Here is a 24,338-nt window from a genome sequence, read left to right on the forward strand (position 1 = left end):
GTCGTTTGAATCAACAGAGGTTGTTATGCAGTTACAAGATAAAGTGGTAGTGGTTACCGGCGGTGCATCAGGCTTGGGACTGGTCACCTGTCAACAGCTGGCCGCTCAGGGGGCGCGGATCGCCGCCTTCGATCTCAATGAAGAGGCGGGTAGTGCGTTGGAGGACCAGCTCGGTGCCGACAGCCTGTTCGTCAAGGTGGATGTAACCAGCGCTGAGTCGGTCGAGGCCGGTATTGCTGCGGTCATGGCCAAGTTCGGTGCCATCCATGTGTGCATTAACTGCGCCGGTGTGGCTACGCCTGGCAAGGTGGTGGGGCGCGATGGAGCCCTGCCGCTGGAGCGTTTTGCCCAGGTGATCAACATCAACCTGATCGGCACCTTCAACGTACTGCGTCTGGCGGCGGAGAAGATGGCGGCCAATGAGCCGGAAAACGGCGAGCGCGGGGTGATCATCAACACCGCCTCGGTGGCGGCGTTTGACGGCCAGATGGGGCAGGCGGCCTACGCGGCCTCCAAGGCCGGTGTCGCGGGCATGACGCTGCCGATCGCGCGCGATCTGGCCCGTAACGGCATCCGCATCATGACCATTGCACCCGGCATCTTCGATACCCCGATGATGAAAGCCATGCCGGACGAAGTGCGTGATCCGCTGATCGCCATGGTGCAGAATCCCAAGCGTTTCGGCGAACCGACCGAATACGCCTCCCTTTGTGCTCACATCATCGATAACCCATACCTCAACGGAGAAACCATCCGGCTGGATGGCGCGATCCGGATGGAACCAAAGTAATTGCTGAAGCCCTTTTGACGGAGTCACTGGTGGCTCCGTTTTTTTGCTTTGCGAGGAGCCTTTATGATTCCGCAGCGTTATCTGGATGACTTCACCATCGGGGAGGTACTTGAAACCCCCGCCGTGACCCTGACCGAGAGCGAAGTGATCGATTTTGCGCTTAAGTACGATCCGCAGCCTTTTCACCTGGACCTGCCGGCTGCGGAGCAGTCGCTATTCGGCGGCTTGATTGCCAGCGGCTTTCAGACCCTGGCGCTGAGCTTTCGATTATTTATCCAGAGTGGCATCCTGCGCGATTCCAGTATGGGCTCGCCCGGCATCGATGAGCTGCGCTGGCTGGCGCCGGTGCGCCCCGGCGACACCATTCACACCCGGCTAGAAGTGCTGGAGACCAAACCCTCAAGGTCCAAGCCGGACCGTGGCATCCTGCGCCTGCGCTACGAGGTGATGAACCAGCGCGATGAGTTGGTATTGAGCTACGTGATCAATCACTTTCTGAAGCGCCGAAGCGAATCCGCTTGCTGATTGAGGCTCGGTGAAAGAGCATGAGAAGCCCTTGCGGGCTTCTCATGCTGCTTGCGATGTCTAGTTAGTACGACGAGGGATTCGACTAAGACCGAGCAGACCGAGACCAAATAGTGCAAGCGTACCTGGTTCGGGGACTTGCGCGGGATCACTGGGCGGCTCCTGTGGCGCGGCAATGAATTCGAGTGGACCTATATCGTTAGAGTTACGCAGGGCGAAGCTTAAAAGAGACCTCACAATAGTTCGGCTCGGGTTGAAGCTAGAGAAATCTAGATCTAGGTGAAGACCGTAGATATCGGTATTTTCCGGTGCGTTGAATGAAGCTCCGAAGGTAATGAAATTGGCTGTGTTAGAACCGAATGAGCCCGGCTCAACACCGCCAACGGGCTGCATTGAATCACCAAATAAAAAGCCAGATGAGGCCGGCATAAATCCAGTGCCACCAGGAAAGGCGTCTACTTCGACGCTCAGTAACACATCGAATATTGCCAGCTCCGGGCCAATACTACCGGTGCTCAGATAGCTTGAGCCGCTATCGAAAACAAGGTCCATCCCATAGATCCCAGTGGTATTCAAGCCATTTAAATCGGTACTGCTCACGCTAATTCCGGTAAAGGGGCCTGACACCAGTGCGCCGATGGCATCGTAGGTTGCATCTATTGCTACCGCTATTGAGAACGGCGACCATCCTGACAGCAGGGCGGCAAGTCCAAGTGCTCGTATTGGTTTCATAGTGTTTCCCTCAGTTTATTTTCCACTCCATCATCTGAATCCGGACAGCTCTACTTCTGCTGACACCAGTCTCAAAGCATTTGCGATGCCATTTCTGCTTTTTGCTATTCATTTCAGGAATTTATTTGTTTTATTTATATCAGAGTGAGATGATATTGAGGGCGTTCAAGAGGAAGACGGCTATAAGCCCGTCACCCCCAAATGGGGTATACATAAGACGCAGCTTATTTGATGGGAGGCTTGGCCTTCAGCGCCAAACGCACCAGGTCTGCTTGCGAACGGGCGCCCGTTTTAGCGAAAACCTGTTTCAGTTGGGTGCGCACGGTTTGAGGGCTGGAGCGGCGCTGCTCGGCGATCTGGTCAACCGATGCGCCGCCGACCAGTTGCTCGGTGATGTCAGCTTCGGCGGAGGTTAACTCGAAGATAGTGACCAACGCGCGGGTTGAGATGATTTCGCTCTGCTCGGGATCAATTACGAACAGGGCGGTGCCGCGGACATTGTCACGGTCGCTGAAACCGTCGTCCCGCAGCGGCATTGCTTCCAATAGCAGGTAACCTAGCTGGCTGCGTTTCGGAATCACCAGCTGTTTTCCGGCCTGTCTGTTTTCGCCCTCGGCGGTTTCTCCGGTGGCGGCGATCAATTGTGCCAGTTCTGCGCTTTTGCTGGCGGAAGGTAGCTCCAGCCGCCCCTGAGGGGAGACAGTGAATGCGCCGGTTGCCTCCATAATCCGCCGCGCCGCTTCGTTACTCACCACGACACGTCCTTGGCGATCAAGCAGAACCAAACCCACCAGCAGCTTGTCCAGCACACTGAGTACCGCGCCATAGCGACTTTCCAGCTGAGTCACGGTGCGGTGGAGTTCGGCCGCGCGTGAGAGGTGCGGGAGGATCAGCCCGAGGGTCTCTTTCTCTTCGTCTGTATGCGGCCCCAGGGATTCAAGCCGGTTGACGGCGATAAAGTCGCGCCACAGTCGGTGGGTGCTGACCTGGGCACTCATACACCAATACACCCCGTATCGTTCCTGTTGGAACTGGATCCATTTGCTGTTGCGGTAGCCCTCTTCATCGGTGACGAATTCGAACTCGCGAAAAACCTGTCCGGGGATCAGGTTGTGCATGTATTGAAAGCGGATGTCGTGTTTTGCGCCGTAACCGTTGGTGTAGAGATCGTAGTCGTCTGCCTGATACCCATGATGGGCGCTCACTTCCGTGGTTAGGGTTTCGGCGTTGACCGAAAAGTAAGCTCCTGTTTTTGCGCCGCAAAGTTGGGCTACTTCGGCCACGCTATTGCGCCAGTTGGCATCGCTGCCTGGACCGGCATAGATCGTTGCAATGCAGTCGAGTAGTGGCTTGAGGTCGTCCATGAAAGCTCCCGGCCGGCCCGCGTTATTATCAAACATCCTTGTCGGGCCAGCTCTTCGCAGCTTAGTCGCGGGGCTTGGTGATGGTCAATTCACTAATTTAATTAAGTTTTTTCTGATGTAATCGGCTGCTGAATTGCGAGTGTATTACATCAACTCTAGTCGTGGCGGCCGCTCTGTCGTGAACCATGCTGTCGTGTTGGGTGAGCGCAGGAAAGCGCGTTTTGGCGATGCTGAGGTTTTGAATCAGCGTGATGAGTTGGTATTGAGCTACGTGATCAATCACTTTTTGAAGCGCAGTGGTGAAGCTGATTCATGTCAGTAATTAGTGTCAATTGCGACATTCGTTGCATTAACGAATGTTCATATTGACATAGCTCATCGTTCTCATGGCCGTGCTGACGTAAGCTGCGTGCATTAGTCAGGCATGGAGAGAGGGCCGATGAACACACAGTCTGTCACCAAAACCCTGGTGCTGCTGGACGACGATGCCAATGTACTCAAAGCGTTGCAGCGTGAATTGACTCAGCAGGGGTGCGAAATCCACACCTTTACCCGGCCTCTGGATGCATTGAACCTGCTACAGCACCGGCCGGTGGATGTGATTTTGTCGGATCTCTGTATGCCGCAGATGGACGGGCGGGAGTTTTTGCGCCAAGCGGCGGCCCTGCAGCCACAGGCGGTTCTGATTACCTTGTCCGGTTATCTGGAAGAGGAGCAGGCCCAGCATCCGGTTTCGGATGCGTCCTGGCGTAAGCTGGAGAAGCCTTGGTGTTCGACCGAGCTGCGCAATACGATTGCTGAAGCGTTGGCGTTATCCGCCTGAGGCGGAGGTTAAACGCAGCTGCTTGTTGACCGCGAGCACAAAGCACGACAACGAAAGCAGTCCTAACGCCAAAGCGGGCCACTCTCCAGAGGTCGGCATATAGCCGACCTCTACCACCAGCCAACCGACCAGTCCAAGCAGTATCCAGCCCGCCCCGGGGCGTCGCTGCCATTCGCGCCAGCTGAATACTATGATTGCCAATCCCAGAGTTATCGGCAGCAGCCACTGGGTGAAACCACCCCCGCCGATGGTCAGCCCTGACAGTATCAGACCGCTCAGCAGTATCGGCAGCCCGGCCTTCATTGCTGCCGAACGGCCGGTGGCTGCATCGAGAGTGATCAGAGCCAGTGTGAGGGCGCAGCACAGGTTGGGCAGAGGGGCATGGAGTGGTGGCAGGAATGCACTGAACGGTTTAGCGGCGAGCGCCAGTAACAGTAGCTCCCAGATCACTACTTTGGCGGGGTCTCGTCGCCAGCGAGGCAAAATCGCCACGGCCGCTGCGATGCAGGCTGGAAGCAGGAGTGTCACGGTCAGTCGCGCTCGGAATCGATGCTGTCCATTACCGCGTCGGCGTAGCGTGCGCCGCTGACGGTGTCGTCGTTGATCAGTGCATCAAGCTCGATGACTGTGGCGTCATCCAGCACCACCTCCACCGCACCGGCGTTTTCCTCCATAAAGTCGATATGCTTGGTGCCGGGAATCGGCACCACTTTGCCCCCCGTTTTCGCCAGCAGCCAGGCCAGTGCCAATTGTGCCGGGGAGCATTCGATGCGCTCGGCGATGGCCCGGTAGGGAACAAGAAGCTCACTGTTGCGGGCAAAGGCTTCGGGTTCGAAGCGCGGGCGGGCGATGGTCTGACGAATATCACCTTCACTGAGCGTGGTAACGTCGCTGGCTTTCCCGGTCAGAAAGCCCCGTGCCAGCGGTGAAAAGGGCACGAAGGTGACGCCAAGCTCTTCACAGGTGGTCAGCATGCCGCGCTCGGCAGTGCGTGACCAGAGCGAGTATTCAGACTGTACTGCGGTGATGGGGAACTCCTGATGGGCCCGGCGCAGGGTGTCGCAGCAGACTTCAGACAGGCCGATGGTGCGAACCTTGCCTTGGCGCACCAGTTCGCCCAAAGCGCCGACGCTCTCTTCAACCGGCACATCAGGATCGACCCGGTGCAGATAATAGAGGTCGATGACCTCGGTTTGCAGATTGCGCAGGCTCTGTTCGCACTCCCGTTGAAGCCGTTCCGGTCGGCCGCTCGGGCGGGGCAGTCCCTGTTGGTCACGGGTCATGCCGCACTTGGTGGCCAGCACGTACTGGTCGCGGCGGGCTGCCAGCGTGCGCCCGATCAGTTTTTCGTTGTCACCGAAGCCATAGATCGCGGCGGTATCGAGAAAACGATAGCCGCGATCCAGCGCCGCGTGCAGCAGCTTTTCCGAGGTGGCTTGATCAGCAGGTCCATAACCGGCGGACATGTTCATACAGCCAAGTCCGATGGCTGACACAGTAAAGGGACCCAGGGAGACGGTACGCATAGCATCCTCTGTCAGAAAATAGGTGATCGGCTTCTGGCGCGGACAAGCGGAGCGAGAGCGATCATACGGGTATGAGTGGCAGTGATGACCATGCCAGCGTCGAGAATTATACCGATGAAACCCATGGTCACGGTATCTTCATCGTTGTTACCAACCGGTAAGGTACTGCACAGCACGTTTGGCGACCGGTGCTGGCACCCAAGCGCCTATACCGGTCTGCTAAGCCGGCGGCAGAGGAGACAGGTGTTGCGATATTGGTGGTAGACCCGGCTTCCTGTGCTTGTCATAAAAAGGAGCCTTTTCGAAGTGCTTCTGTGAGAGGGTGTCTTGCTAACAGCTGTTTGAATCGGCTTTCTGGATTATTCGTTCTCGCGGCATAATCTCTTTTTATTTGTTTTATAACTGTCAGAATTATTTACACATTTGCCATTGTTGTGAGTTCCTTTTTTTGAACGATGGACCCTGATTGAAAAATTAATTGACTTAAACTCTTGGTTTTTCGTCAGCTATTGGCGGTACCTCCTGCATGTTGCGAATAACGGCCTGCATTATGCAGTACCTGCTCCCGTACCTGGATTAGCGCCCAATCCCATGAGCGCTCCACAAGTCGGGTGATCTCACTCCGGGGAGGTAGAGCAATGGAAAGGCCCAGCGTAACGGTGTGGCTAGTTAAACTCAGGGGGCTCTGCTTGCGGGGTTTACTGATCGCGCTGATGATGGTGTCGTCGCCGCTTCAAGCAGTCCCTATTACCTACGATCTGGAATTTGAAACCAGCGGCCAAAGCATATGGGGGTCGGGAGAATCGATCCAGCTTAGTCAGACGCGCTTTCTGGGTGCCCAGTGGCAGGACCAGCGTGCTACAGTCGATTTGATCGCCGGAGATGAAGAAACCAACGTTATCAACCCTGCGCGGTTGGCCTACAACGTCGCGTTCGCGTCCTGCACCGGACTGGGGTTCTCTTCCAGCGCGTGTATCAATGGGCAGAGTGCTCGGGTTCCTGTGCCTGCCCTGGGGAGCCGGCCGTCGGTGCGGTCCTGCGGCCGTTTTGCCGTAGGCTGCAATATTGCTCGTGCTGGTGATCTGACCCGACGCGCCGCTTATGACGCGGCTTTTTCTTTGTGCCGAAAAAGTTTCTCGTCTTCAGTTTGTCGCAATGGCCAATCTGCCCGTTTACCGGTGCTGGCGCTGGGTACGGCGCCGCCGGAATTCCTCAACGTGGACACGCGTACAGGCGTTGCCTTGAACGCCACATCAGATGGCCGCGTAGGGTTAGAGCTTGGGTTGGAGATCGACAGTGGCTCGGTGGATGCGACCGTGGCTTACCAGGCAACGCTCGACCTGCCGGATACCAGCTTGCTGGATAAATCACAGCCCATCAGTTTTAACCCTGACAGCATCTTGGCGGGAAGTAGTGTGCTCAATACGTCGTTTTCGACGATGGCCTTGAATGTCGATGCGATTATGGAGCTTTCCGGGAGCGTTGGCGCGGAGGCCTGTGTGATACCCGCAGGCTGCACCACGGGCGGCACCTCATTTAATATTGATCAACGGGCTCCCGTTCTTTCCTTTAACCAAGATGGTGAGGGTGGTGTTCTGTTCCTCGGGCAGACGCCCTCGGATCTGGGTATACCCAACGCCGACGGCTTACCCTTGACCTTGGATTTCGGTGGTATCGCAAGCACCACCTTGCACCTGCCGCAACCCAATGCCACTGGCGGATTAGACCCGGTCACGCAGACCTTGCGTGCCACGGGGCAGGATGACCTGGTCGATCTGACTCTGGATCTCGACAACATTGTGGCAACCGCTGCCGGTGTGCCGGGATTGTTTGGCTCAGAGCTGGGGTTGGGCGCGCTGGGTAGTGCCGGATTTGACATCATTAACGTGGAAATGGGACCGACGATCGATCTTAAACAGGATTTTGAACTGACGCCCACTCTCTTCGTTGAACTCGCGTTTGACCAAGCCGTTATGGTCGCGGGGCAACTGGTTACGAGGCTCACATCGGCCTGGGATCTGCTGCCTGACATCACCTTCCTGGCGGATATCACCGAGGTCACCCCGACGTTCTTTCTCAATGACGTCACCCTGTTGAATGAAACTTTCCTCGACTTTGATCTGGAATTGGGAATTGATCTGCTGCAGGTGTTCTACGATTTCGGCTTGCTGGGCGAAGGCAGCTTCGGGATCGGCAATGTTCTCGAACTGGGCGCTGATCTATTTACCTCTCCGGCGCTATTCAGCAACCTGTTCTCGCTGGGAGGGTTCGACCTGCAACTGGGCGAAAGCTTTTTGGTTAGTTTTCTGGATCCCCTGCCTGATGCGCCGGTGCTACTGGGGGCGCGCTCGGCTGCCAATCAGATTGTGTTGGCTGCCAATCCTACTGATGTTCCGGAGCCTGCCACGCTGGCGTTACTCCTGATTGCACTGGCAATCGTCCTTTGGCGGCGGGGACTGTTTGCCCTGCCGGGCGGGATGAGAACGTGGGGTGCGGCCTAGTATGGGCCGTGCATCACATGGCCGTCGGGCGCGCTTCGTTCGACGGCTGCTGGCTCCCCTGATGCTGCTGCTGATCTCTTCGCCGACCTGGGGGGCTGACGCTAATCAGCGCTTCGCGATGAAAGGGGCCGGGCTCCTGAACTGCTTTGTTTACACTGGCGAGCGGCAGAAACGCTCCGATGTTTACTTCATGATCGGGGGGTGGATCGAGGGCTATCTGTCGGCGTACAACCAGTTTGTACCGCGGGTGTTCGATATCACTTCGTTTGAATCACTGGAGTTGCTGCTGTCGGTGGTTGATAACCACTGCCGCCAGCACCCTGAGGACAAGCTACACGCCGTTTTGCAGGGGGTGTTGCGTCAACTGCAACCCGATGCGATCACCGAAGAGAGCGCGCGTGTAGAGATCGAACAAGGTGAGCGTCGCACACGGCTCTATCGGACGACGGTGACCCGGATGCAGCAAAAGCTGACGGCGTTGGGTCTTTACCAGGGGCCCAGCGATGGCCGCTATACCGACGCAGTGCGCGCCGCCCTGATCGCCTTTCAGACCGATCTCGGTTTCGAACCGTCAGGGTTTCCCGATCAGGCCACTCTTTGGCGTTTGTTGCGCCCGGATGACTAGGGGGCGCCAGGTTATTGCGGCCGTACTCGCAGGATGCGGCCGCTGTCAGTGGAGAGGTATAGCCAACCCTCCGGACTTTCAGCCAGCGCTCGAATCCGCTCATTGAGGCTCTCCAGCAAGCGCTCTTCGGCAACTGCCTCACCCTTGTCGTTCAGGGTGACACGATTGAGGTGGGTAAGTTTAAGCGCGCCGCTGAACAGGTCGCCGCGCCAGGCCGGGAAGGCATTGCCGTGGTAGACCAGCAGCGAGCCTGGAGCGATGGATGGAGTGTAGTATTTCACCGGTTGCTCCATCCCGTCGCGGTGGGTGCCTTCGCCCACATCGAATGGCCCCCAGTACTCCTGGCCGTAGGAGATGACCGGCCAGCCGTAGTTGCCACCACGGCGGATCAGGTTGATTTCATCGCCACCGCGCGGACCGTGCTCTATTTCCCATAGTTGCTGACGCCTATGGTCGTAGGCCAGCCCTTGGGGATTGCGGTGACCGTAGCTCCAGATCTCCGCCAGAACATCGCTACGACCGCGAAAGGGATTGTCCTCGGGGACCTGTCCGTCACGGTGCAGGCGCAGAATGCTGCCAGCGTGAGTGGTCAGGTCCTGTCCGTTGGGGCGCTCGCCGCGGTCTCCGACACCGAAGTACACATAACCCGCGTCATCGAAAGCGATTCGGCTGCCAAAGTGGCGACTGGTGCCGGTGGTGGAGCGGGTCACCAACAGATCTTCCCAGTTGCGCAGCTGGTCGCCGTTCAGTTGTGCTCGCGCCAACGTCGTCGCTCCTCGGCCCTGCACAGGCTTGCTGTAGGTAAAGTAGATCCAGCGGTCGCTGGTATAGTCGGGCTCGACAGCTACATCCAGCAGGCCCCCCTGGCCGTTGGCCCAAACAGTGGCGACACCGCTCACTTGCTGTCGGTGCCCGCTTTCTATTTTTACCAGCCAGAGCTGACCGCGCCGTTCGGTGACCAACAGAGTATCGGCATCGACAAAGGCCATCCCCCAGGGAATCTCAAAGCCGCTGGCGATCTCTTCAATCTGATACATCATTCCTGCGCTGTTGCCCTGGGCGACGGGTGCGGCAACAGCGGGCAGGGCAGCCAGCCAGCAAAACAGTAATGACATTAGCGAGCGCATGATGGGGATCCTATTGTTGACGCTGGTTACCATCAGCTTAGGTTAGCAGCGCCGGTATGGGTTCCCGACGCAAGGTGGTTGAGTGGCGGCAAGGCTCTCGGCATAATTTGGGGCGGTAGTTGCGATTAGTCAGTTGCGGCGTTTCGGAATTGGTCAGGAGAGAGCATGAAATTTATCGGAGCCCACGTTAGCGCCAGCGGCGGGGTCGAAAACGCGCCACTGAATGCGGCGGCGATCAATGCCAACGCGTTTGCCCTGTTCACCAAGAACCAGCGTCGCTGGGAGGCCAAGCCGTTGCCAGCTAAATCCATTGAGCAGTTTATAGCGCGCTGCGACGAGGCCGGTATCGATCGTGCTCAGGTGCTGCCACATGATTCCTACCTGATTAATCTGGGTCACCCTGATCCAGAAGCGCTAGCCAAGTCCCGCGCCGCGTTTCTTGACGAGATGCAGCGTTGCGAACAGCTGGGCTTGAGGCTGCTTAACTTTCACCCCGGCAGTCACCTGCGCCAAATCGACGCAAGTGCGTCTCTGGCGATCGTGGCCGAGTCGATCAACCGAGTGCTGGATCAAACCGAGGGCGTAACCGCGGTGATCGAGAACACCGCCGGTCAGGGTTCCAATCTAGGGCACCGGTTTGAACACTTGGCTGAGATTATTGACGGGGTGGAGGACAAATCCCGTATCGGTGTCTGTCTCGATACCTGCCACACCTTTGCGGCTGGCTACGACTTGCGCACGGAAGCTGCCTGTGAGGCCACCTTTGGTGAGTTCGAGCGGGTAGTGGGGTTTCAGTATCTACGCGGAATGCATCTGAACGATTCCAAGTCTGAGTTGGGTTCGCGGGTGGACCGCCACCATAGCCTCGGGCGTGGCCATATCGGCCTGGAAGTGTTCCGTTTCATCATGAATGATGCCCGTTTTGACCAGATCCCCATGGTGCTGGAAACCATCGACGAGTCAATCTGGGCCGATGAGATCGCGTTGCTGCGCCGCCTCGACGGGGTCAGTGCATGCGACCTGGCTGACAGCGTCATCGAGCTACCGGGCGCAGCTTAAACGCTGCGGCTGACCTCTCTCCGGTGCCACAGTCCTGTGGCACCAACCTAATCTCACTCCAATCTCTATTGGTCGTAATTGACTTTGATCAAGGCCGCCCTGGCAGCGCGGGCGCAGGGTTACTGTAAGCACAACAACGGGTGTTTTAAATCAACCAGAGAAATTGAGTTATCTCCTGTTGGAAATAATAACCACTGGGCACTAGGGTTAGGGAAGCACTCGCAGAAGTGCGTCATTACATAAGGTCAGGAAACCCATGAGCGTTGCCTTCAATCCCGCGCGGCGGCAGCTCTTTCGCGGCGATATAGCGGCAAGGAAGATCCCGCTGCGCCCGCCCTGGAGCGTTAACGAGCCGCTATTTGTCGATGGCTGTACCCGCTGTGATGCCTGCCTGCGCGCCTGTCCTGGACAGATTATCCGCCGTGACGGAGCAGGCTTTCCCGAACTCGACTTTGCAGCCGGTGAATGCACCTTTTGCGGCGATTGCGCCGACGCCTGTGAAGAGCCGCTTTTCCGGTCGACGGACGCCCCACCCTGGGGGCTGAAAGCCCGTATCAGCGACCAATGTGTCGCCCGACGGCAAGTGGTATGTCGTAGCTGCGGTGAGCAGTGCGAACCCCAGGCTATCCGCTTTTTACCCCAGCTCGGCCAGGTGGCCGAACCCGATATCGACTTATCAGCCTGCGTTGGCTGCGGTGCGTGTATTGCCGTTTGCCCGACGCAGGCTGTCTCCCTGTTTCAGCCGGACCATGAGGCCTGATAGCGATGAACCTACAGAGTAAACCCGACAGCTTTGATATCACCGGCGTGGTGGTCAGGGCTCTGCCAGCGCGATTGGCAGCCATTCGTGAGCAGTTACATCAGCTTCGGGGCGTTGAGGTGCATGCCGTCAACGACACCGGCCAGATGGTGGTGACGATCGAGGAACTGAACGGTGAAAAGCTGGCCCTCGATACCCTTTCCTCGATTAACAAGATCCCCGGCGTGCTGTCGACCTCGATGGTCTATCACCATGCCGAACAGGAATCCCACTAGCAGGAGAAGACCATGAAGCTTTCTCGTCGAGCCTTTGTTAAGAGCAATGCGGTGGCCGCCACCGCAGCGGCTGCTGGTGTGACGCTACCGGCCTCAGCCACCAATATGATCACCAGATCCGATGATGCAGAAATCCGCTGGGACAAGGCGCCGTGCCGGTTTTGCGGGACCGGTTGCTCGGTATTGGTAGGTACCCAGAAGGGTCGGGTCGTCGCCACTCAGGGTGATCCGGACGCGCCGGTCAACAAAGGCCTGAACTGTATCAAGGGCTACTTCCTGTCCAAGATCATGTACGGCGAAGACCGTCTGACCACGCCGTTGCTGCGCATGAGTAACGGCGAGTACGACAAAGAGGGCGAGTTTACACCGGTCAGTTGGGATCAGGCGTTCGACATCATGGCGGAGAAGTTCAAGGCCGCCATCGCCCCCAGCCGTAATAGCGATGAGATGCCGCCGGTGGGCATGTTCGGCTCCGGCCAGTGGACGGTGTGGGAAGGTTACGCCGCCGCCAAACTCTACAAAGCGGGATTCCGCTCCAACCATATCGATCCCAACGCGCGCCACTGTATGGCCTCGGCCGTTGGCGGTTTCATGCGAACCTTCGGCATTGACGAACCGATGGGCTGTTATGACGACCTCGAAAACGCCGATGCCTTTGTGCTCTGGGGCTCCAACATGGCCGAGATGCACCCGGTATTGTGGTCTCGGCTCACCGACCGGCGGCTGAGCTCACCCGGTGTGCAAGTGCATGTGCTGTCTACCTTCCGTCACCGCAGTTTCGAGCTGGCCGATAACGATATTGTGTTCACCCCACAGACGGATCTGGCGATCCTGAACTACATCGCCAATTACATCATCCAGTCCGGCAACGTGAATCAGGAGTTTCTGGCCAAACACGTCAATATCCGTAAAGGGGTCACCGACATCGGTTACGGGTTGCGCCCGACTCACCCGCTGGAGCAGAAAGCCAAAAACCCCGGCAAGGGGGGCTCCGAACCGATGAGCTTTGATGATTTTGCCAAGTTCGTCGGCGACTACACGCTGGAGAAAACCGCCGAACTGTCCGGGGTGCCGGCACATAAGCTGGAAGCACTGGCCAAACTCTATGCCGACCCGGACAAGAAGGTCGTGTCCTACTGGACCATGGGCTTCAACCAGCACACCCGCGGTGTCTGGGCCAATAACCTGATGTACAACGTGCACCTGCTGACGGGCAAGATCTCGACCCCAGGTTCCGGCCCCTTCTCGCTGACCGGCCAGCCCTCCGCCTGCGGTACCGCGCGTGAGGTGGGTACCTTTGCGCACCGCCTGCCCGCCGACCTGGTGGTTGCCAAGAAGGAGCACCGGGATACCGCCGAGAAAATCTGGAAACTGCCGGAAGGCACCATTCCCGGCAAGGTGGGATATCACGCGGTGTTGCAGAATCGCATGCTCAAGGACGGCAAGCTCAACGCCTACTGGGTGATGTGTAACAACAACATGCAAGCCGCGCCCAACATGAACGAAGAGGGTTTGCCCGGCTATCGCAATCCTGACAACTTCATCGTTGTTTCGGATCCCTACCCGACCGTGACCGCCCAGGCTGCCGACCTGGTGCTGCCCACCGCCATGTGGGTGGAAAAAGAGGGCGCCTACGGCAACGCTGAACGTCGCACCCAGTTCTGGCGGCAGCAGGTGCAGGCCCCGGGTGAGGCCAAGTCCGACTTGTGGCAGCTGATGGAGTTCTCCAAACGCTTCAAGGTGGAGGAGGTGTGGTCGGACGAACTGCTGGCCAAAGCGCCCCAGTACAGAGGCAAAACCCTGTTTGAGGTGCTGTACCAGAATGGTCAGGTGGACCAGTATCCGCTTGATCAACTGGCCGAAGGCTTTGATAACAACGAAGCCCACGAGTTCGGTTTTTACGTCCAGAAAGGGTTGTTCGAAGAGTACGCTTCGTTCGGGCGCGACCACGGTCATGATCTGGCCCCCTTTGACACCTATCATCAGGCCCGCGGCTTGCGCTGGCCCGTGGTGGACGGCAAAGAAACCTTGTGGCGCTTCCGAGAAGGTTACGACCCTTACGTGAAAGCTGGCGCCGACTTCGAGTTTTACGGCAAGCCGGACGGCAAGGCGGTGATGTTCGCGCTGCCCTATGAGCCACCGGCGGAATCGCCCGACAGCGAATATGACCTGTGGCTATCCACTGGACGGGTGCTGGAGCACTGGCACACCGGCACCATGACGCGTCGGGTTCCGGAGCTCTACCGATCGGTGCCCGATGCAGTGGTCTACATGCATCCGGATGATGCCAGGGACCGCGGTGTGCGCCGTGGTCAGGATGTCAAAGTGGTCTCCCGTCGAGGAGAGATCGAGCTGCGGGTGGAAACCCGTGGCCGCAACCGTCCCCCCCGGGGGCTGGTGTTTATCCCCTTCTTTGACGCGGGCCGTCTGGTTAACAAGCTCACCCTTGATGCCACCGATCCGCTCTCCAAAGAGACGGACTTCAAAAAGTGCGCCGTCAAGATCATGAAGGCCTGAGCCTGACGACGTGAACGGGAGCATCGCTTCATGAACCCCAGCGCCAGCAACAAACCCACCAGTCGCCGCCAGTTTCTTGCTGACAGTGCGCGGGGGGTATGCGGCGCCGGGGCGCTGGGGGTTGGCCTTGGCATCCTGGCCGGGCAGGCGCGCTCCCATGCGCCGGAGGCGCTGCGTCCTCCGGGAGCTCTGCCTGAAGAGTCGTTTCTTGGCAGCTGCGTGCGGTGCGGCTTGTGCGTCCGTGATTGCCCGTTCGACACCCTGAAACTGGCCACCTTGACCGACCCGGTGGCCAACGGTACGCCATTCTTTACCGCCCGTGACGTGCCGTGCGAGATGTGTGATGACATTCCCTGTGTGGCTGCCTGTCCCACCGGTGCGCTGGATCATGGGCTGGACAACATCGACGATGCGCGGATGGGGCTGGCGGTACTGATTGACCGCGAGACCTGTCTCAACGTACTGGGGCTGCGCTGTGACGTTTGTTACCGCGTGTGCCCACTGCTCGACGAGGCGATCACGCTGGAGCTGGAGCGCAATACCCGCACCGGTCACCATGCATTGTTTATCCCCACCGTGCATTCCGATGCCTGTACCGGCTGCGGTAAGTGCGAACAGGCCTGCGTGCTGGATGTCGCCGCAATAAAGGTGTTGCCCCGGCCGTTGGCGAAAGGGGAGTTGGGGCACCATTACCGCCTGGGTTGGGAAGAGAAGGCGGCCAACAACGGCGAGTCGCTGATCCCCGAGCAGCTCAAGCTGCCGGTGCGCCGGCCCGGGGGAGAGCAGTGATGTTGTCGGTTGGCAGCGATGCGCGCCGGATCAAAGGCTTCTGGCGCAGTCAGCGTTGGTTGCTACTCCGTCGTCTGTCTCAGCTTGGCGTGCTGGTGCTGTTTCTGGCCGGGCCGCTGGCCGGCGTCTGGCTGATCAAGGGCAACCTCAGTAGCAGCCTGCTGCTGGAGACCATACCGCTCAGCGATCCTTTCATCGCCTTGCAGGTGCTTGCCAGCGGCCACCAGCCCGAGACTAACCTGCTGATCGGGATCGCCGTAGTGGCGCTGTTTTATCTGCTGCTTGGCGGGCGGGTGTTCTGCAGCTGGGTCTGCCCAATTAATCCGGTAACCGATCTTGCCGCCTGGTGCAGCCGCAAGCTGGGTATTCGCCGGCGAGTGGCGATCTCGCGTCACACCCGTTTCTGGATCCTGGCGCTGTGCGTGGTGATGCCGCTGTTGTTGGGGATGGTGGTGTGGGAACTGGTCAACCCGGTATCGCAATTTCATCGCGGGCTTATTTTTTCCATGGGCAGTGGTTGGCTGTTGGTGCTGGCGCTGTTTCTGTTCGACCTGTTTGTACTGCCGCGCGGCTGGTGCGGTCATCTTTGCCCACAAGGAGCCTGTTACAGCCTGCTGGGGCATCAGAGCCTGCTGCGGGTTCGCGCCAGTGGCCGGGAACGCTGCTACGACTGCCTCGACTGTTACGCGGTTTGCCCCGAGCCTCAGGTGATCAAGCCGGCACTTAAAGGTGCGGGCGGTGACCTGATCACCTCGTCACAGTGCACCAACTGTGGCCGTTGTATCGATATCTGTTCGGTAGATGTTTTCGCTTATGGCACTCGCCCTGCCACATCGATGGAGAAGCAACCATGAAGACCACCACTTTGGCAATGACGCTGGCGATCGCCACCGCGGGCGGCATCATTACGCCGCTGGCTGTGGGTGATATCGGCGGACTGGAATCCCTGCGTGGGCTCAAGAACCTTGATGCCACCAACAAAGCGCCTCATATGGCCAAGTACAATGAGAGCGAAACTCTGGTAGAGCGCAACTACGTGCAGCAGCCGCCGGTGATACCGCATGAGGTGCGTCACTATCAGGTGGACCTGCGCAGCAACAAATGCCTTTCCTGCCACAGCTGGGAAAGTTACAAAGCATCCGGTGCCACCAAGGTCAGCCTGACCCACTTTGAGACCCGCGATGGCCATGCGCTGGCGGATATATCGCCGCGGCGCTACTTCTGCCTCCAATGCCATGTGCCGCAAGCTGAGGTTAAGCCGCTGATTGATAACGAGTACCGCTCAAGCTCTGAACTGGGCAAGCCGTAGGGGCCCGCGAGGGTAGTCACAGGAACGCAGAATAGGGACTTGCTCATGTCAAAACAACGCAAAGGAATCATCGCTCGCTATTGGCAGCTGTTGGTTCGGCCAACGCCGCTGGCGATGGGGACCATCCTGCTGGGCGGCTTTTTGGGCGGCATCATCTTCTGGGGCGGCTTTAACACTGCCTTAGAGATGACTAACACCGAGCAGTTCTGTATCAGCTGTCACGAAATGCGTGACAACGTCTACGCGGAACTTAAAGAAACAATTCACTACGCGAACCGGTCCGGGGTCCGTGCTACTTGCCCGGACTGCCACGTGCCCAAAGAGTGGACTTACAAGATCATTCGTAAGATTCAGGCCAGTAAAGAGGTGTGGGGTAAAATTACCGGCAAGATCGATACCCGTGAAAAGTTCCAGGCGCACCGTGGCGAGATGGCGGCGCGGGAATGGGCGCGGATGAAAGCCAACGATTCACGGGAATGCCGCAACTGCCACGATTTTGATTCCATGGACTTCAGCGAGCAGGGCAAGCGCGGTTTTGAGCAGCATGAAACGGCACTGGCCAGTGGTGAGAAAACCTGTATCGATTGCCATAAAGGGATTGCTCACGAGCTACCGGATATGGCTGGGGTGGCGGGTTGGAACTAGTTTTCCATCGGGCAAAACCGGGTTTATTCTGCCTGCGGCGCCGTGTGAGAGACAAAAATCAGCTGGTCGGTATCGAAGCCTCGCGCGTTGGCGGCCTCAATGAAACGCTCTATGACCTTTTCATCCACGGTTGGTGTTCGGGCTAATAACCAGAGGTAGTTGAGGGTCGGGCCGGACACGAAAGCGTACTGATAGTCGTTGCGGTCGATATCAAACACCACGTAAGAGCCGTAAAAAGGACCAAAAAAGGAAACCTTCAGGTAGGCTTGATCCGGCTCGTTAACAAAGTACGCTTTTCCTTCCGCTGACGTCCATTGGTTGTCCGCCTCCCGGTAGCCGCGATTGATGACGGTTATTCCACCATCATCGCGGCGTTGGTATTCGGCGCTGACCCTGCTCAGCCCCCGCTCAAAGGAATGGTCCAGCCGGGCAATTTCGTACCACTGACCCAGATAACGCGCCAGCTCAAAGTCGCGAACCGGTTGTACCCCTTGCGGAATGCCGACACAGCCGCTGAGTAACGCTGCTAACGTGAGCGTGATCCATGGTTTCATCTTGGCTCCTGTGGCCGATGCGGATGGCATCAGCCAGTGTTTCTCATCCCGGCGGCGATGCCGGTCATGGTGGCCATCAGCGCCTGCTCTACCACTTCGTTGGGGCAGTTGCGGTCGCGGAACAGCAGTTCTGCCTGCAGGTAGTGAAGCGGGTCGATGTAGGGGTTTCGCACGTCGATGGACTGGCGAACCACCGGATTGTTGTGCAGCAGCTGCGGTGCGCCGGTGAGGCGTTTGATCATCTCCTGAGCGCTTTTCAGCCGTTGGCGCAGTTCGCTGCCCAGCGCGTGCAGGGTGGGATCGACCAGACGCTGTTCGTAGTAGGCGGCAATCTCGGGTTCGGATTTGGCCAGTACCATCTCCAGCATATCGGTGTAGGTGCGGAAAAACGGCCACTGGTTGCGCATCGCCAGCAGGGTTTCGGTGTCGTCGCTGTCGAGCACCCGCTCAATCGCGGCACTACCGAGCCAGGCCGGCAGCATCAGCCGGATCTGGGTCCAGGCGAATATCCAGGGAATGGCACGCAGGCTTTCGACCCCGCCGTCGGCCTTGCGTTTGGCCGGGCGGCTGCCGAGCGGCAGTTTGGCCAGTTCCTGTTCCGGTGTGGCCTGACGGAAGTAGGGTACAAACTGGTCGCTTTCGCGCACCAGCGCGCGGTAGATCTGGTGGGCGTCGTCAGCCATACGGCTGATCAGCGCGCGCCACTCCGGTTTGGGCGCGGGAGCGGGGGCGAGGCTCGCCTCCAGCACCGAGCTGGCGTAGAGCTCCATATTGCGCACGGCGATCTCCGGCATGCCGAACTTGAACCGGATCATTTCGCCCTGTTCGGTGACGCGCAGGGTGCCATCGACTGACCCCGGTGGCTGGCCCAGAATGGCGCTGTGGCTGGGGCCGCCGCCGCGACCTACGGTGCCGCCGCGCCCGTGAAACAGGGTCAGCTTGATACCGCGCTGCTGGCAGACTTGGGTGAGAGCTTCCTGTGCCCGGTACTGCCCCCAGGTGGCCGCTAAGGCGCCGGCGTCCTTGGAGGAGTCTGAGTAGCCGATCATCACCTCCTGATGGGCGCCGCAGTAGTCGCGATACCAGTCGAGGTCGAGCAGGGTGGCGATGCATTCAGCCGCGTTATCCAGATCGGCCAGGGTCTCGAACAGTGGCACCACCCGCATCGGGAAGGGGATACCCTGCTCTTTCAGTAGCAACACCACCGCCAACACATCGGAGGGCTGGCTGGCCATGGAGATCACATAGCTGCCCAGCGCCTCAGGGTTCTGGCGCGCCACTACGGCACAGGTGTCGAGTACTTCCCGCACTTCGGCGCTAGGGTTCCAGTCGCGGGGCAATAGCGGCCGTTTATTCTGCAGCTCTTTAAGCAGGAAAGTCTGCTTCTCCGCTTCACTCCAGGCGCTGTAATCTCCCAGACCGTAGTGGGTGCAGAGTTCGGCGAACACCTCTGCGTGGCGCTCGGCATTCTGGCGGATATCCAGTCGCGCCAGGGTGAGGCCGAAAGCGGCGATTCGGCGCAGCGTATTCCGCAAGCAGCCGTCAGCGATCTCTTTCATGCCCATCTCACGCAGGCTACGGTCGCAGAGCAGTAGCGGCTGCAACAGGTCGTCGTTGCCGAGGTAACCGTCCTCCAGCGGTTGCCAGCCGACGCGAATGCAGTGCTCGGCCCATTGGCGGGTGTTCAGCAGTTTGCGTCGCACTTCGCGCAGCAGTTCGCGGTAGGGTTCTTCCGCGCCTTTGACATAGAGCTGCAGTTCTTCACTGGCACGACTCATGGAGAGCTCGTGGCGCAGCCGCTCGATATCTTTGAGCAGCAGGTCGGCGGCCATCCAGCGTGATAGCAGCAGTACCTCTTCGGTCACTTTGGCCGTGACGTTTGGGTTGCCATCACGGTCGCCGCCCATCCAGGAGGCAAAGCGGATCGGCGCCGCGTGCCAGGGCAGGCGCTGACCGGCGACGCGCTCCAGTTCGCGGTCAAAATTACGCAGAAAGACCGGCAGGGCGTGCCAGAGCGAGTTCTCTATCACCGCGAAGCCCCATTTGGCCTCGTCTACCGGGGTGGGACGTTCGCTGCGGATCTCATTGGTATACCAGGCCTCACTGATCAGCTGCTGCAACCGGCCCTCGATATCACGGTAGCGATGACTCAAAGGATGTTCCCGGTCCAGGCGGGCCAGGTTATCGGCCATCGACTCATACTTCTGGATAAAGGTGCGGCGGTTAACCTCGGTGGGGTGGGCGGTGAGCACCAGTTCCACCTCCAGCTCGGCGGCCTTGGTAACCAGAGTCTCGGCATCTATGCCCTGGGCCAGAGTGTGATCCAGTACCTGCGCCAGTGCATGGGGGTCCGGTTTGGTGACCACCAGACTGCTGCGGCGACGCACGCGGTGATGTTCCTCGGCCAGATTGGCGAGGTTGAGAAACTGGCTGAAGGCGCGAGCCATGGGGACCAGCTCCTCTTCCTTAAGCGCCTTCAGCGCACGAATCAGGTCTTCGGTGCGCGCCTTGCCGCTGCGGGCATCTTTCGACAGCTTGCGGATCAATTCCACTTTGTCGAGAAACTCGGGACCACGGTCACGGCTGATGGTGTTGCCGAGCAGTTGTCCCAGAAGGCGCACGTTGTCGCGCAGGGGGGCCTGAAGATCGTCCATTGTTACTCCTTAGTCCGTCGTCGCGGCACGATCAATCGGGTGCCACTTCGTCCGATACCGGCCATCTCAGACCGTTACACAAACACAAATGCTGCATCGCAATATACTGTTCGTCACAGTATAGCCGGTGGCGCGTGGTCACAATTCACGCCGCCAGCGGTTATCGCCAGACCTCAACCACCGCTGTTCGCCAACGCCAGTTCGCGTGCCGCTTTGAAGTCGCTTTTGCCGCTGCCCAGTTTGGGGATCCCCTCGACTTTGATTCGCTCAGCCGGACGCATCAGCGGGTTGAGCGTACTCTGTTCGATGGCCGCCGCCAGCTGATCATCATCAATGTCGCCGCTGTAGAGCAGCACTACTTTTTCGCCCTTGCGTGAATCGGGAATGGCGGTGGCCAGTACCTCGACCTCCTCCGGCAGCTGCTTGGTTATGGCGCTTTCAACTGCGCCCAGGCTGACCATTTCGCCGCCCAGTTTGGCAAAGCGGGAGTAGCGATCCACGATGGTCAGGAAACCGTCATCGTCCAGATGTCCCTTGTCGCCGGAGCTGTACCAGCGTTGACCGTCCAGTTCCAGAATCACCTCGGCGGTGCGCTCGGGGTCCTTGAGGTAGCCCTGCATCACTTGAGTGCCGCCGATCAGAATCAGCCCGTCTTCACCTGTCGGCAGGGTCGCCAGGGTGTCCGGATCAACGATGCGGAAGCTGCTGCCGGGAAGGGGCAGCCCGACGGTGCCGGGTTTGCTGCCACGCTGGATATGCCAGTCGCCGGTATCGATCCGGTCCGGTACGTTGACGCTGGCGACGGGAGTGGTTTCGGTGGTGCCGTAGCCTTCCAGAATCGATTTGTTGAAGCGTTTTTCGAATCCGTCGCGCACATCAGGGTTCAGTCGTTCGGCCCCGGCGACCACGATGCGCAAACTGTCCAGCATCAACGGGTGAATCTTGCTGTTGCGGTTAAACAGGCGCAGAAAGGTCGAGGTTCCGCAAAAGATCGATCCCTTGTAGCGCGCAATCCCCTTGGCGATGTTTAGCGCGTCGGTAGGGTCGGGATGACAGATCGCCGGAATCCCTTCGATCATCGGCATCAGCCCGTTGACGGTAAGACCGAAGGCGTGGAACAGGGGGAGAGTGGCCATCATGCGGTCTTCTGGCAGGGTGTCGAGTACATCGGAGACTTGCTGGATGTTGGCCATGATGTTGCGATGGCTAAGTACCACGCCCTTGGGTTCGCCTTCACTGCCGCTGGAGAACAGGATTGCGGCGGCGCTGTGACTGTCCTGGCGGCCCCCGGTTAGGCGTACCAGCCAGCTGGCGGGCAGCAGAGTGGTGGCCAGCGTTAGCGCTTTTTCAAGCGGGCTGATTTCGGCGGCGACATCTTCGAGGTAGACAAAGCTAACCTGGTCGCCAAGGGGTGTCAGGTCGATGCCGCGCTGCTCCAGCTTGGTGATGAATCGGCGGGCGGTAAAAACAGTGCCCAGCTCGGCCTTGCTGCAGGCGGCCTTGAGCGCTGCCAGACTGGCGGTGTAATTGAGGTTGACCAGGGTTTTGCCGGCTAGCAGCGCGCCCAGATTAGCTAACACCCCTGCGCTGCTGGTGGGCAGCAGCAGGCCGACATTCTGGCCACGATTAAGGCGTTTGATGCGGCGGGCGAACAGCAGGCTGGCGGTCAGTGCACGGCGATTGCTGAGTTCGGTATCGCCTTGAATATCGGCCAGTGCCAGCTGCATGGGGCGGGCCTTGGCGCTGCGAATCCAGGCTTCCGCCAGAGTAGGCAGGTGGCGGGTATGTTCTTCCCACGCACTGATCGAGAGTTCGGTTACCTGCTGTTTTACCGCGCTGGCACTGCTTTCAATCGCCAGCGGTTGACCAAAAGCGACAATGACGTCGCGGCGCAGGGCGGTGGCACGCAGCGCCTGCAACCCTTCGCTGGCGCGGGAGAAGCGGCTGCCCCAGAGGCCACGCAGGTAGAAAGGTATGATCACGCCGTCCACATCGGTGACGGTGCGTTCAAAGCCTTTCTTGAATTCGCCCAGTTGACCGTTGCGACTGATAGCACCTTCAGGGAACAGGCACACCACCTCGCCGTTCTTCAGCAACTGGTTGACGGTTTCCAGCGCCTGTTTGCTTTGTCCGCCTGCGATCGGAATGACACCAAACAGGTCCAGCAACCAGCGCCAGTACCAACGGTTATAGATGCCACGATGCATGACAAAACGAACCGGGCGCGGGCAGGCGATCTGGATCAGCGCCCAATCGAGCCAGCTGATGTGATTGCCGAGCAACAAGACCGCACCGCTGGGGGGCAGGTTCTTGAACCCCAGTACTTCGACCCGATAGCGACCGGCGAACAGCTTGGCGACCACCAGCCGTACCAGCGAGTGGGGGAGCTGATAGACGGTATAAAAGGCCCCGGCGATAGCCACCAGGATCAGCAACTGCATCAACCCAAAGCTGCTCAATCCCCAGTGGGCGAACAGCAAGGTGCAGCCCAGAAAGCCCAGCATGACGATGTTCTGGATCCAGTTGTTACCGGCCAAAATTCGTCCCAACTGTGCTTCTGGGGCATGGTACTGGATCAGACTGTTGAGCGGCACGATAAACAGGCCCCCAAAGAAACCAACGCCGATAAAACAGAACGCGATCAGCGACGCGCTGCCGGCCATCGGCAGCAACCACAGGCTCAGCACCACACCGAGAGCACCCAGAGGCACCAGACCGGTTTCTATATGGTTACGGGATGCGCGCCCCGCGGCCAGCGAGCCGAGCATAATGCCGATACCGGAACAGGCCAGCAGCCCCTGAATGACCACCGTGTTAGTGATAGCCAACTGCTCCTTGGCGTACGCCGGAAAGCTGGCCAGCATGACTTGGGAGATACCCCAGAAGATCGACAGGCCGATGATTGACAGCCAGATCGCGCGATTACCGACCAGTGCCGCCAGGTTACGCTTGAGGTAGGTGCCGCGCAGGTAGTCGGTGCGGGTGAAGGGCTCCGCAGCCTGGGGTTCCTCTACCGGTGCAATCCGAAATGCGAGCAACAGCTCCAGCAGCGAGCAACCGACCAACGCCCATCCCAGTGGGGCGATGGCGCGCAGGATATCCGCTTCGTTGCGGTAGGTAACACCGCCCAACGCACCCTCAAAGAGGATGGAGAAAGCGAAGATTCCGGAAAGAATCGCGACGATACTGACCGCTTGTACCAAGCCGTTGGCGCTGGCGAGCAGGGTTTTACCAGCCCATTCACGCAGATAACCGAACTTGGCCGGCGAGTAGATGGCACTCTGGACCGCCAGCAGCAGGGTCATGGCGAAGGCGGTCTGGAACCAGCCCTGGTAGTAACACAGGGTGATCAGGGTGGTCAGCACCACCGCGAGTGCGGCGGCGGCTCGCATCACTTTGGGTTTGGCAAAACGGTCCGACAGGTAACCAGCCGGACTCAGCAGAGCGATAAAGGGAATCAGGATCAGCGCGTTGACCAGAGCGGTCAGCAGAATCTGCTCCTGTCCATCGTAGATCTTGAAGACGGTGTTCTGCACCACGATCTTGTGACCCAGATCGACAAAGGCGTTGAGAAACACCATCAGGATAAAGGGGACGAAGCCGGCCAGTCGTATCAGTTCGCGCATTGCGGTGTCCTTTGCATTGGGTGGCTGAAAGTTCAGGCCGACGGTAGGGTGTAGTATTTAATCAAGCGACGTTAATAGGTATGGTTGCGCTATGCTGCGCATATGGTATCGAATAATAGTACTTTTTGGCATTATTC

The 24,338-nt window shown here is 58.8% G+C and carries 21 protein-coding genes; 13 read left to right on the forward strand and 8 right to left on the reverse strand.

Annotation, left to right across the window (positions count from 1 at the left end; translation table 11 throughout):
* Positions 1-25: 25 nt before the first annotated feature.
* Entirely contained in the window at positions 26-790 is a 765-nt protein-coding gene (locus JJQ76_RS11345) for a 3-hydroxyacyl-CoA dehydrogenase (protein ID WP_210396933.1), read from the forward strand.
* 63 nt (positions 791-853) lie between these two features.
* Positions 854-1,315 (forward strand): MaoC family dehydratase, encoded by a 462-nt coding sequence (locus JJQ76_RS11350; protein WP_210396934.1) that lies wholly within the window; start codon positions 854-856, stop codon positions 1,313-1,315.
* A gap of 60 nt (positions 1,316-1,375) precedes the next feature.
* Here JJQ76_RS11350 and JJQ76_RS11355 read toward each other — a convergent pair whose 3' ends face one another.
* Positions 1,376-2,047, reverse strand: coding sequence for a PEP-CTERM sorting domain-containing protein (locus JJQ76_RS11355; protein ID WP_210396935.1), 672 nt, complete (start codon positions 2,045-2,047; stop codon positions 1,376-1,378).
* Positions 2,048-2,271: 224 nt separating this feature from the next.
* A complete protein-coding gene (locus JJQ76_RS11360; RefSeq protein ID WP_210396936.1) occupies positions 2,272-3,411 on the reverse strand; it encodes a helix-turn-helix transcriptional regulator in 1,140 nt (379 codons plus the stop codon).
* 439 nt (positions 3,412-3,850) lie between these two features.
* On the opposite strand from JJQ76_RS11360, the gene JJQ76_RS11365 reads away from it, so the two are divergent.
* Positions 3,851-4,234 carry a response regulator gene (locus JJQ76_RS11365; protein WP_210396937.1) on the forward strand — a complete coding sequence of 128 codons (384 nt, stop codon included), beginning with the start codon at positions 3,851-3,853 and terminating at the stop codon, positions 4,232-4,234.
* On the opposite strand, the gene JJQ76_RS11370 is transcribed toward JJQ76_RS11365, so the two are convergent.
* The gene (locus tag JJQ76_RS11370) at positions 4,223-4,726 is read right to left on the reverse strand and encodes a hypothetical protein (RefSeq protein ID WP_210396938.1); all 504 of its coding nucleotides are present in this window, start codon (positions 4,724-4,726) and stop codon (positions 4,223-4,225) included. The genes JJQ76_RS11365 and JJQ76_RS11370 overlap by 12 nt on opposite strands.
* Before the next feature lie 38 nt (positions 4,727-4,764).
* Positions 4,765-5,760: an aldo/keto reductase gene (locus tag JJQ76_RS11375; protein WP_210396939.1), complete on the reverse strand. Its 996-nt coding sequence runs from the start codon at positions 5,758-5,760 to the stop codon at positions 4,765-4,767.
* A gap of 638 nt (positions 5,761-6,398) precedes the next feature.
* Here JJQ76_RS11375 and JJQ76_RS11380 point away from each other — a divergent pair.
* Together JJQ76_RS11380 and JJQ76_RS11385 are read left to right on the forward strand one after the other, a co-directional pair.
* Entirely contained in the window at positions 6,399-8,261 is a 1,863-nt protein-coding gene (locus JJQ76_RS11380) for a PEP-CTERM sorting domain-containing protein (protein ID WP_210396940.1), read from the forward strand.
* 1 nt (position 8,262) lies between these two features.
* Positions 8,263-8,886, forward strand: coding sequence for a peptidoglycan-binding domain-containing protein (locus JJQ76_RS11385; RefSeq protein WP_210396941.1), 624 nt, complete (start codon positions 8,263-8,265; stop codon positions 8,884-8,886).
* Positions 8,887-8,897: 11 nt separating this feature from the next.
* Here the strand turns inward: JJQ76_RS11385 and JJQ76_RS11390 are convergent, their stop codons facing one another.
* Positions 8,898-10,013, reverse strand: a complete 1,116-nt coding sequence (locus JJQ76_RS11390) for a PQQ-dependent sugar dehydrogenase (protein WP_210396942.1) — start codon at positions 10,011-10,013, stop codon at positions 8,898-8,900.
* A 165-nt stretch (positions 10,014-10,178) separates the two neighbouring features.
* On the opposite strand from JJQ76_RS11390, the gene nfo reads away from it, so the two are divergent.
* The 8 genes from nfo (at position 10,179) to JJQ76_RS11430 (ending at position 17,367) form a co-directional block, all read left to right on the forward strand.
* Entirely contained in the window at positions 10,179-11,072 is an 894-nt protein-coding gene (gene nfo / locus JJQ76_RS11395) for a deoxyribonuclease IV (protein WP_210396943.1), read from the forward strand.
* 256 nt (positions 11,073-11,328) lie between these two features.
* Positions 11,329-11,832: a ferredoxin-type protein NapF gene (gene napF, locus JJQ76_RS11400; RefSeq protein ID WP_210396944.1), complete on the forward strand. Its 504-nt coding sequence runs from the start codon at positions 11,329-11,331 to the stop codon at positions 11,830-11,832.
* 5 nt (positions 11,833-11,837) lie between these two features.
* Positions 11,838-12,107 (forward strand): chaperone NapD, encoded by a 270-nt coding sequence (locus JJQ76_RS11405; RefSeq protein WP_210396945.1) that lies wholly within the window; start codon positions 11,838-11,840, stop codon positions 12,105-12,107.
* 12 nt (positions 12,108-12,119) lie between these two features.
* Positions 12,120-14,624: a nitrate reductase catalytic subunit NapA gene (gene napA / locus JJQ76_RS11410; RefSeq protein WP_210396946.1), complete on the forward strand. Its 2,505-nt coding sequence runs from the start codon at positions 12,120-12,122 to the stop codon at positions 14,622-14,624.
* Between the two features lie 30 nt (positions 14,625-14,654).
* Entirely contained in the window at positions 14,655-15,413 is a 759-nt protein-coding gene (napG, locus tag JJQ76_RS11415) for a ferredoxin-type protein NapG (protein ID WP_210396947.1), read from the forward strand.
* Positions 15,413-16,267 (forward strand): quinol dehydrogenase ferredoxin subunit NapH, encoded by an 855-nt coding sequence (napH, locus tag JJQ76_RS11420; RefSeq protein WP_210396948.1) that lies wholly within the window; start codon positions 15,413-15,415, stop codon positions 16,265-16,267. Before napG ends, napH begins: the two co-directional genes overlap by 1 nt.
* Entirely contained in the window at positions 16,264-16,722 is a 459-nt protein-coding gene (locus JJQ76_RS11425; protein ID WP_246480620.1) for a nitrate reductase cytochrome c-type subunit, read from the forward strand. Before napH ends, JJQ76_RS11425 begins: the two co-directional genes overlap by 4 nt.
* 45 nt (positions 16,723-16,767) lie before the next feature.
* Positions 16,768-17,367 carry a cytochrome c3 family protein gene (locus JJQ76_RS11430; protein ID WP_210396949.1) on the forward strand — a complete coding sequence of 200 codons (600 nt, stop codon included), beginning with the start codon at positions 16,768-16,770 and terminating at the stop codon, positions 17,365-17,367.
* A gap of 23 nt (positions 17,368-17,390) precedes the next feature.
* Here JJQ76_RS11430 and JJQ76_RS11435 read toward each other — a convergent pair whose 3' ends face one another.
* The 3 genes from JJQ76_RS11435 to JJQ76_RS11445 form a co-directional block, all read right to left on the reverse strand.
* Positions 17,391-17,921, reverse strand: a complete 531-nt coding sequence (locus tag JJQ76_RS11435) for a lipocalin family protein (RefSeq protein WP_210396950.1) — start codon at positions 17,919-17,921, stop codon at positions 17,391-17,393.
* A gap of 29 nt (positions 17,922-17,950) precedes the next feature.
* Positions 17,951-20,575: a phosphoenolpyruvate carboxylase gene (ppc, locus tag JJQ76_RS11440; protein ID WP_210396951.1), complete on the reverse strand. Its 2,625-nt coding sequence runs from the start codon at positions 20,573-20,575 to the stop codon at positions 17,951-17,953.
* A gap of 173 nt (positions 20,576-20,748) precedes the next feature.
* Positions 20,749-24,201: an acyl-[ACP]--phospholipid O-acyltransferase gene (locus JJQ76_RS11445; RefSeq protein ID WP_210396952.1), complete on the reverse strand. Its 3,453-nt coding sequence runs from the start codon at positions 24,199-24,201 to the stop codon at positions 20,749-20,751.
* Positions 24,202-24,338 lie beyond the last annotated feature (137 nt).

Origin of the sequence: Motiliproteus sediminis, from assembly GCF_017912535.1 — a bacterium.
Classification (GTDB): domain Bacteria; phylum Pseudomonadota; class Gammaproteobacteria; order Pseudomonadales; family Balneatricaceae; genus Motiliproteus; species Motiliproteus sediminis.

Excerpts from the sequence above, each read along its gene's own strand:
- JJQ76_RS11345 (WP_210396933.1), top strand. The coding sequence starts at position 26 with ATGCAGTTACAAGATAAAGTGGTAGTGGTTACCGGCGGTGCATCAGGC.
- JJQ76_RS11350 (WP_210396934.1), top strand. The coding sequence starts at position 854 with ATGATTCCGCAGCGTTATCTGGATGACTTCACCATCGGGGAGGTACTT.
- JJQ76_RS11355 (WP_210396935.1), bottom strand. The coding sequence starts at position 2,047 with ATGAAACCAATACGAGCACTTGGACTTGCCGCCCTGCTGTCAGGATGG.
- JJQ76_RS11360 (WP_210396936.1), bottom strand. The coding sequence starts at position 3,411 with ATGGACGACCTCAAGCCACTACTCGACTGCATTGCAACGATCTATGCC.
- JJQ76_RS11365 (WP_210396937.1), top strand. The coding sequence starts at position 3,851 with ATGAACACACAGTCTGTCACCAAAACCCTGGTGCTGCTGGACGACGAT.
- JJQ76_RS11375 (WP_210396939.1), bottom strand. The coding sequence starts at position 5,760 with ATGCGTACCGTCTCCCTGGGTCCCTTTACTGTGTCAGCCATCGGACTT.
- JJQ76_RS11380 (WP_210396940.1), top strand. The coding sequence starts at position 6,399 with ATGGAAAGGCCCAGCGTAACGGTGTGGCTAGTTAAACTCAGGGGGCTC.
- JJQ76_RS11385 (WP_210396941.1), top strand. The coding sequence starts at position 8,263 with ATGGGCCGTGCATCACATGGCCGTCGGGCGCGCTTCGTTCGACGGCTG.
- JJQ76_RS11390 (WP_210396942.1), bottom strand. The coding sequence starts at position 10,013 with ATGCGCTCGCTAATGTCATTACTGTTTTGCTGGCTGGCTGCCCTGCCC.
- nfo (WP_210396943.1), top strand. The coding sequence starts at position 10,179 with ATGAAATTTATCGGAGCCCACGTTAGCGCCAGCGGCGGGGTCGAAAAC.
- napF (WP_210396944.1), top strand. The coding sequence starts at position 11,329 with ATGAGCGTTGCCTTCAATCCCGCGCGGCGGCAGCTCTTTCGCGGCGAT.
- JJQ76_RS11405 (WP_210396945.1), top strand. The coding sequence starts at position 11,838 with ATGAACCTACAGAGTAAACCCGACAGCTTTGATATCACCGGCGTGGTG.
- napA (WP_210396946.1), top strand. The coding sequence starts at position 12,120 with ATGAAGCTTTCTCGTCGAGCCTTTGTTAAGAGCAATGCGGTGGCCGCC.
- napG (WP_210396947.1), top strand. The coding sequence starts at position 14,655 with ATGAACCCCAGCGCCAGCAACAAACCCACCAGTCGCCGCCAGTTTCTT.
- napH (WP_210396948.1), top strand. The coding sequence starts at position 15,413 with ATGTTGTCGGTTGGCAGCGATGCGCGCCGGATCAAAGGCTTCTGGCGC.
- JJQ76_RS11425 (WP_246480620.1), top strand. The coding sequence starts at position 16,264 with ATGAAGACCACCACTTTGGCAATGACGCTGGCGATCGCCACCGCGGGC.
- JJQ76_RS11430 (WP_210396949.1), top strand. The coding sequence starts at position 16,768 with ATGTCAAAACAACGCAAAGGAATCATCGCTCGCTATTGGCAGCTGTTG.
- JJQ76_RS11435 (WP_210396950.1), bottom strand. The coding sequence starts at position 17,921 with ATGAAACCATGGATCACGCTCACGTTAGCAGCGTTACTCAGCGGCTGT.
- ppc (WP_210396951.1), bottom strand. The coding sequence starts at position 20,575 with ATGGACGATCTTCAGGCCCCCCTGCGCGACAACGTGCGCCTTCTGGGA.
- JJQ76_RS11445 (WP_210396952.1), bottom strand. The coding sequence starts at position 24,201 with ATGCGCGAACTGATACGACTGGCCGGCTTCGTCCCCTTTATCCTGATG.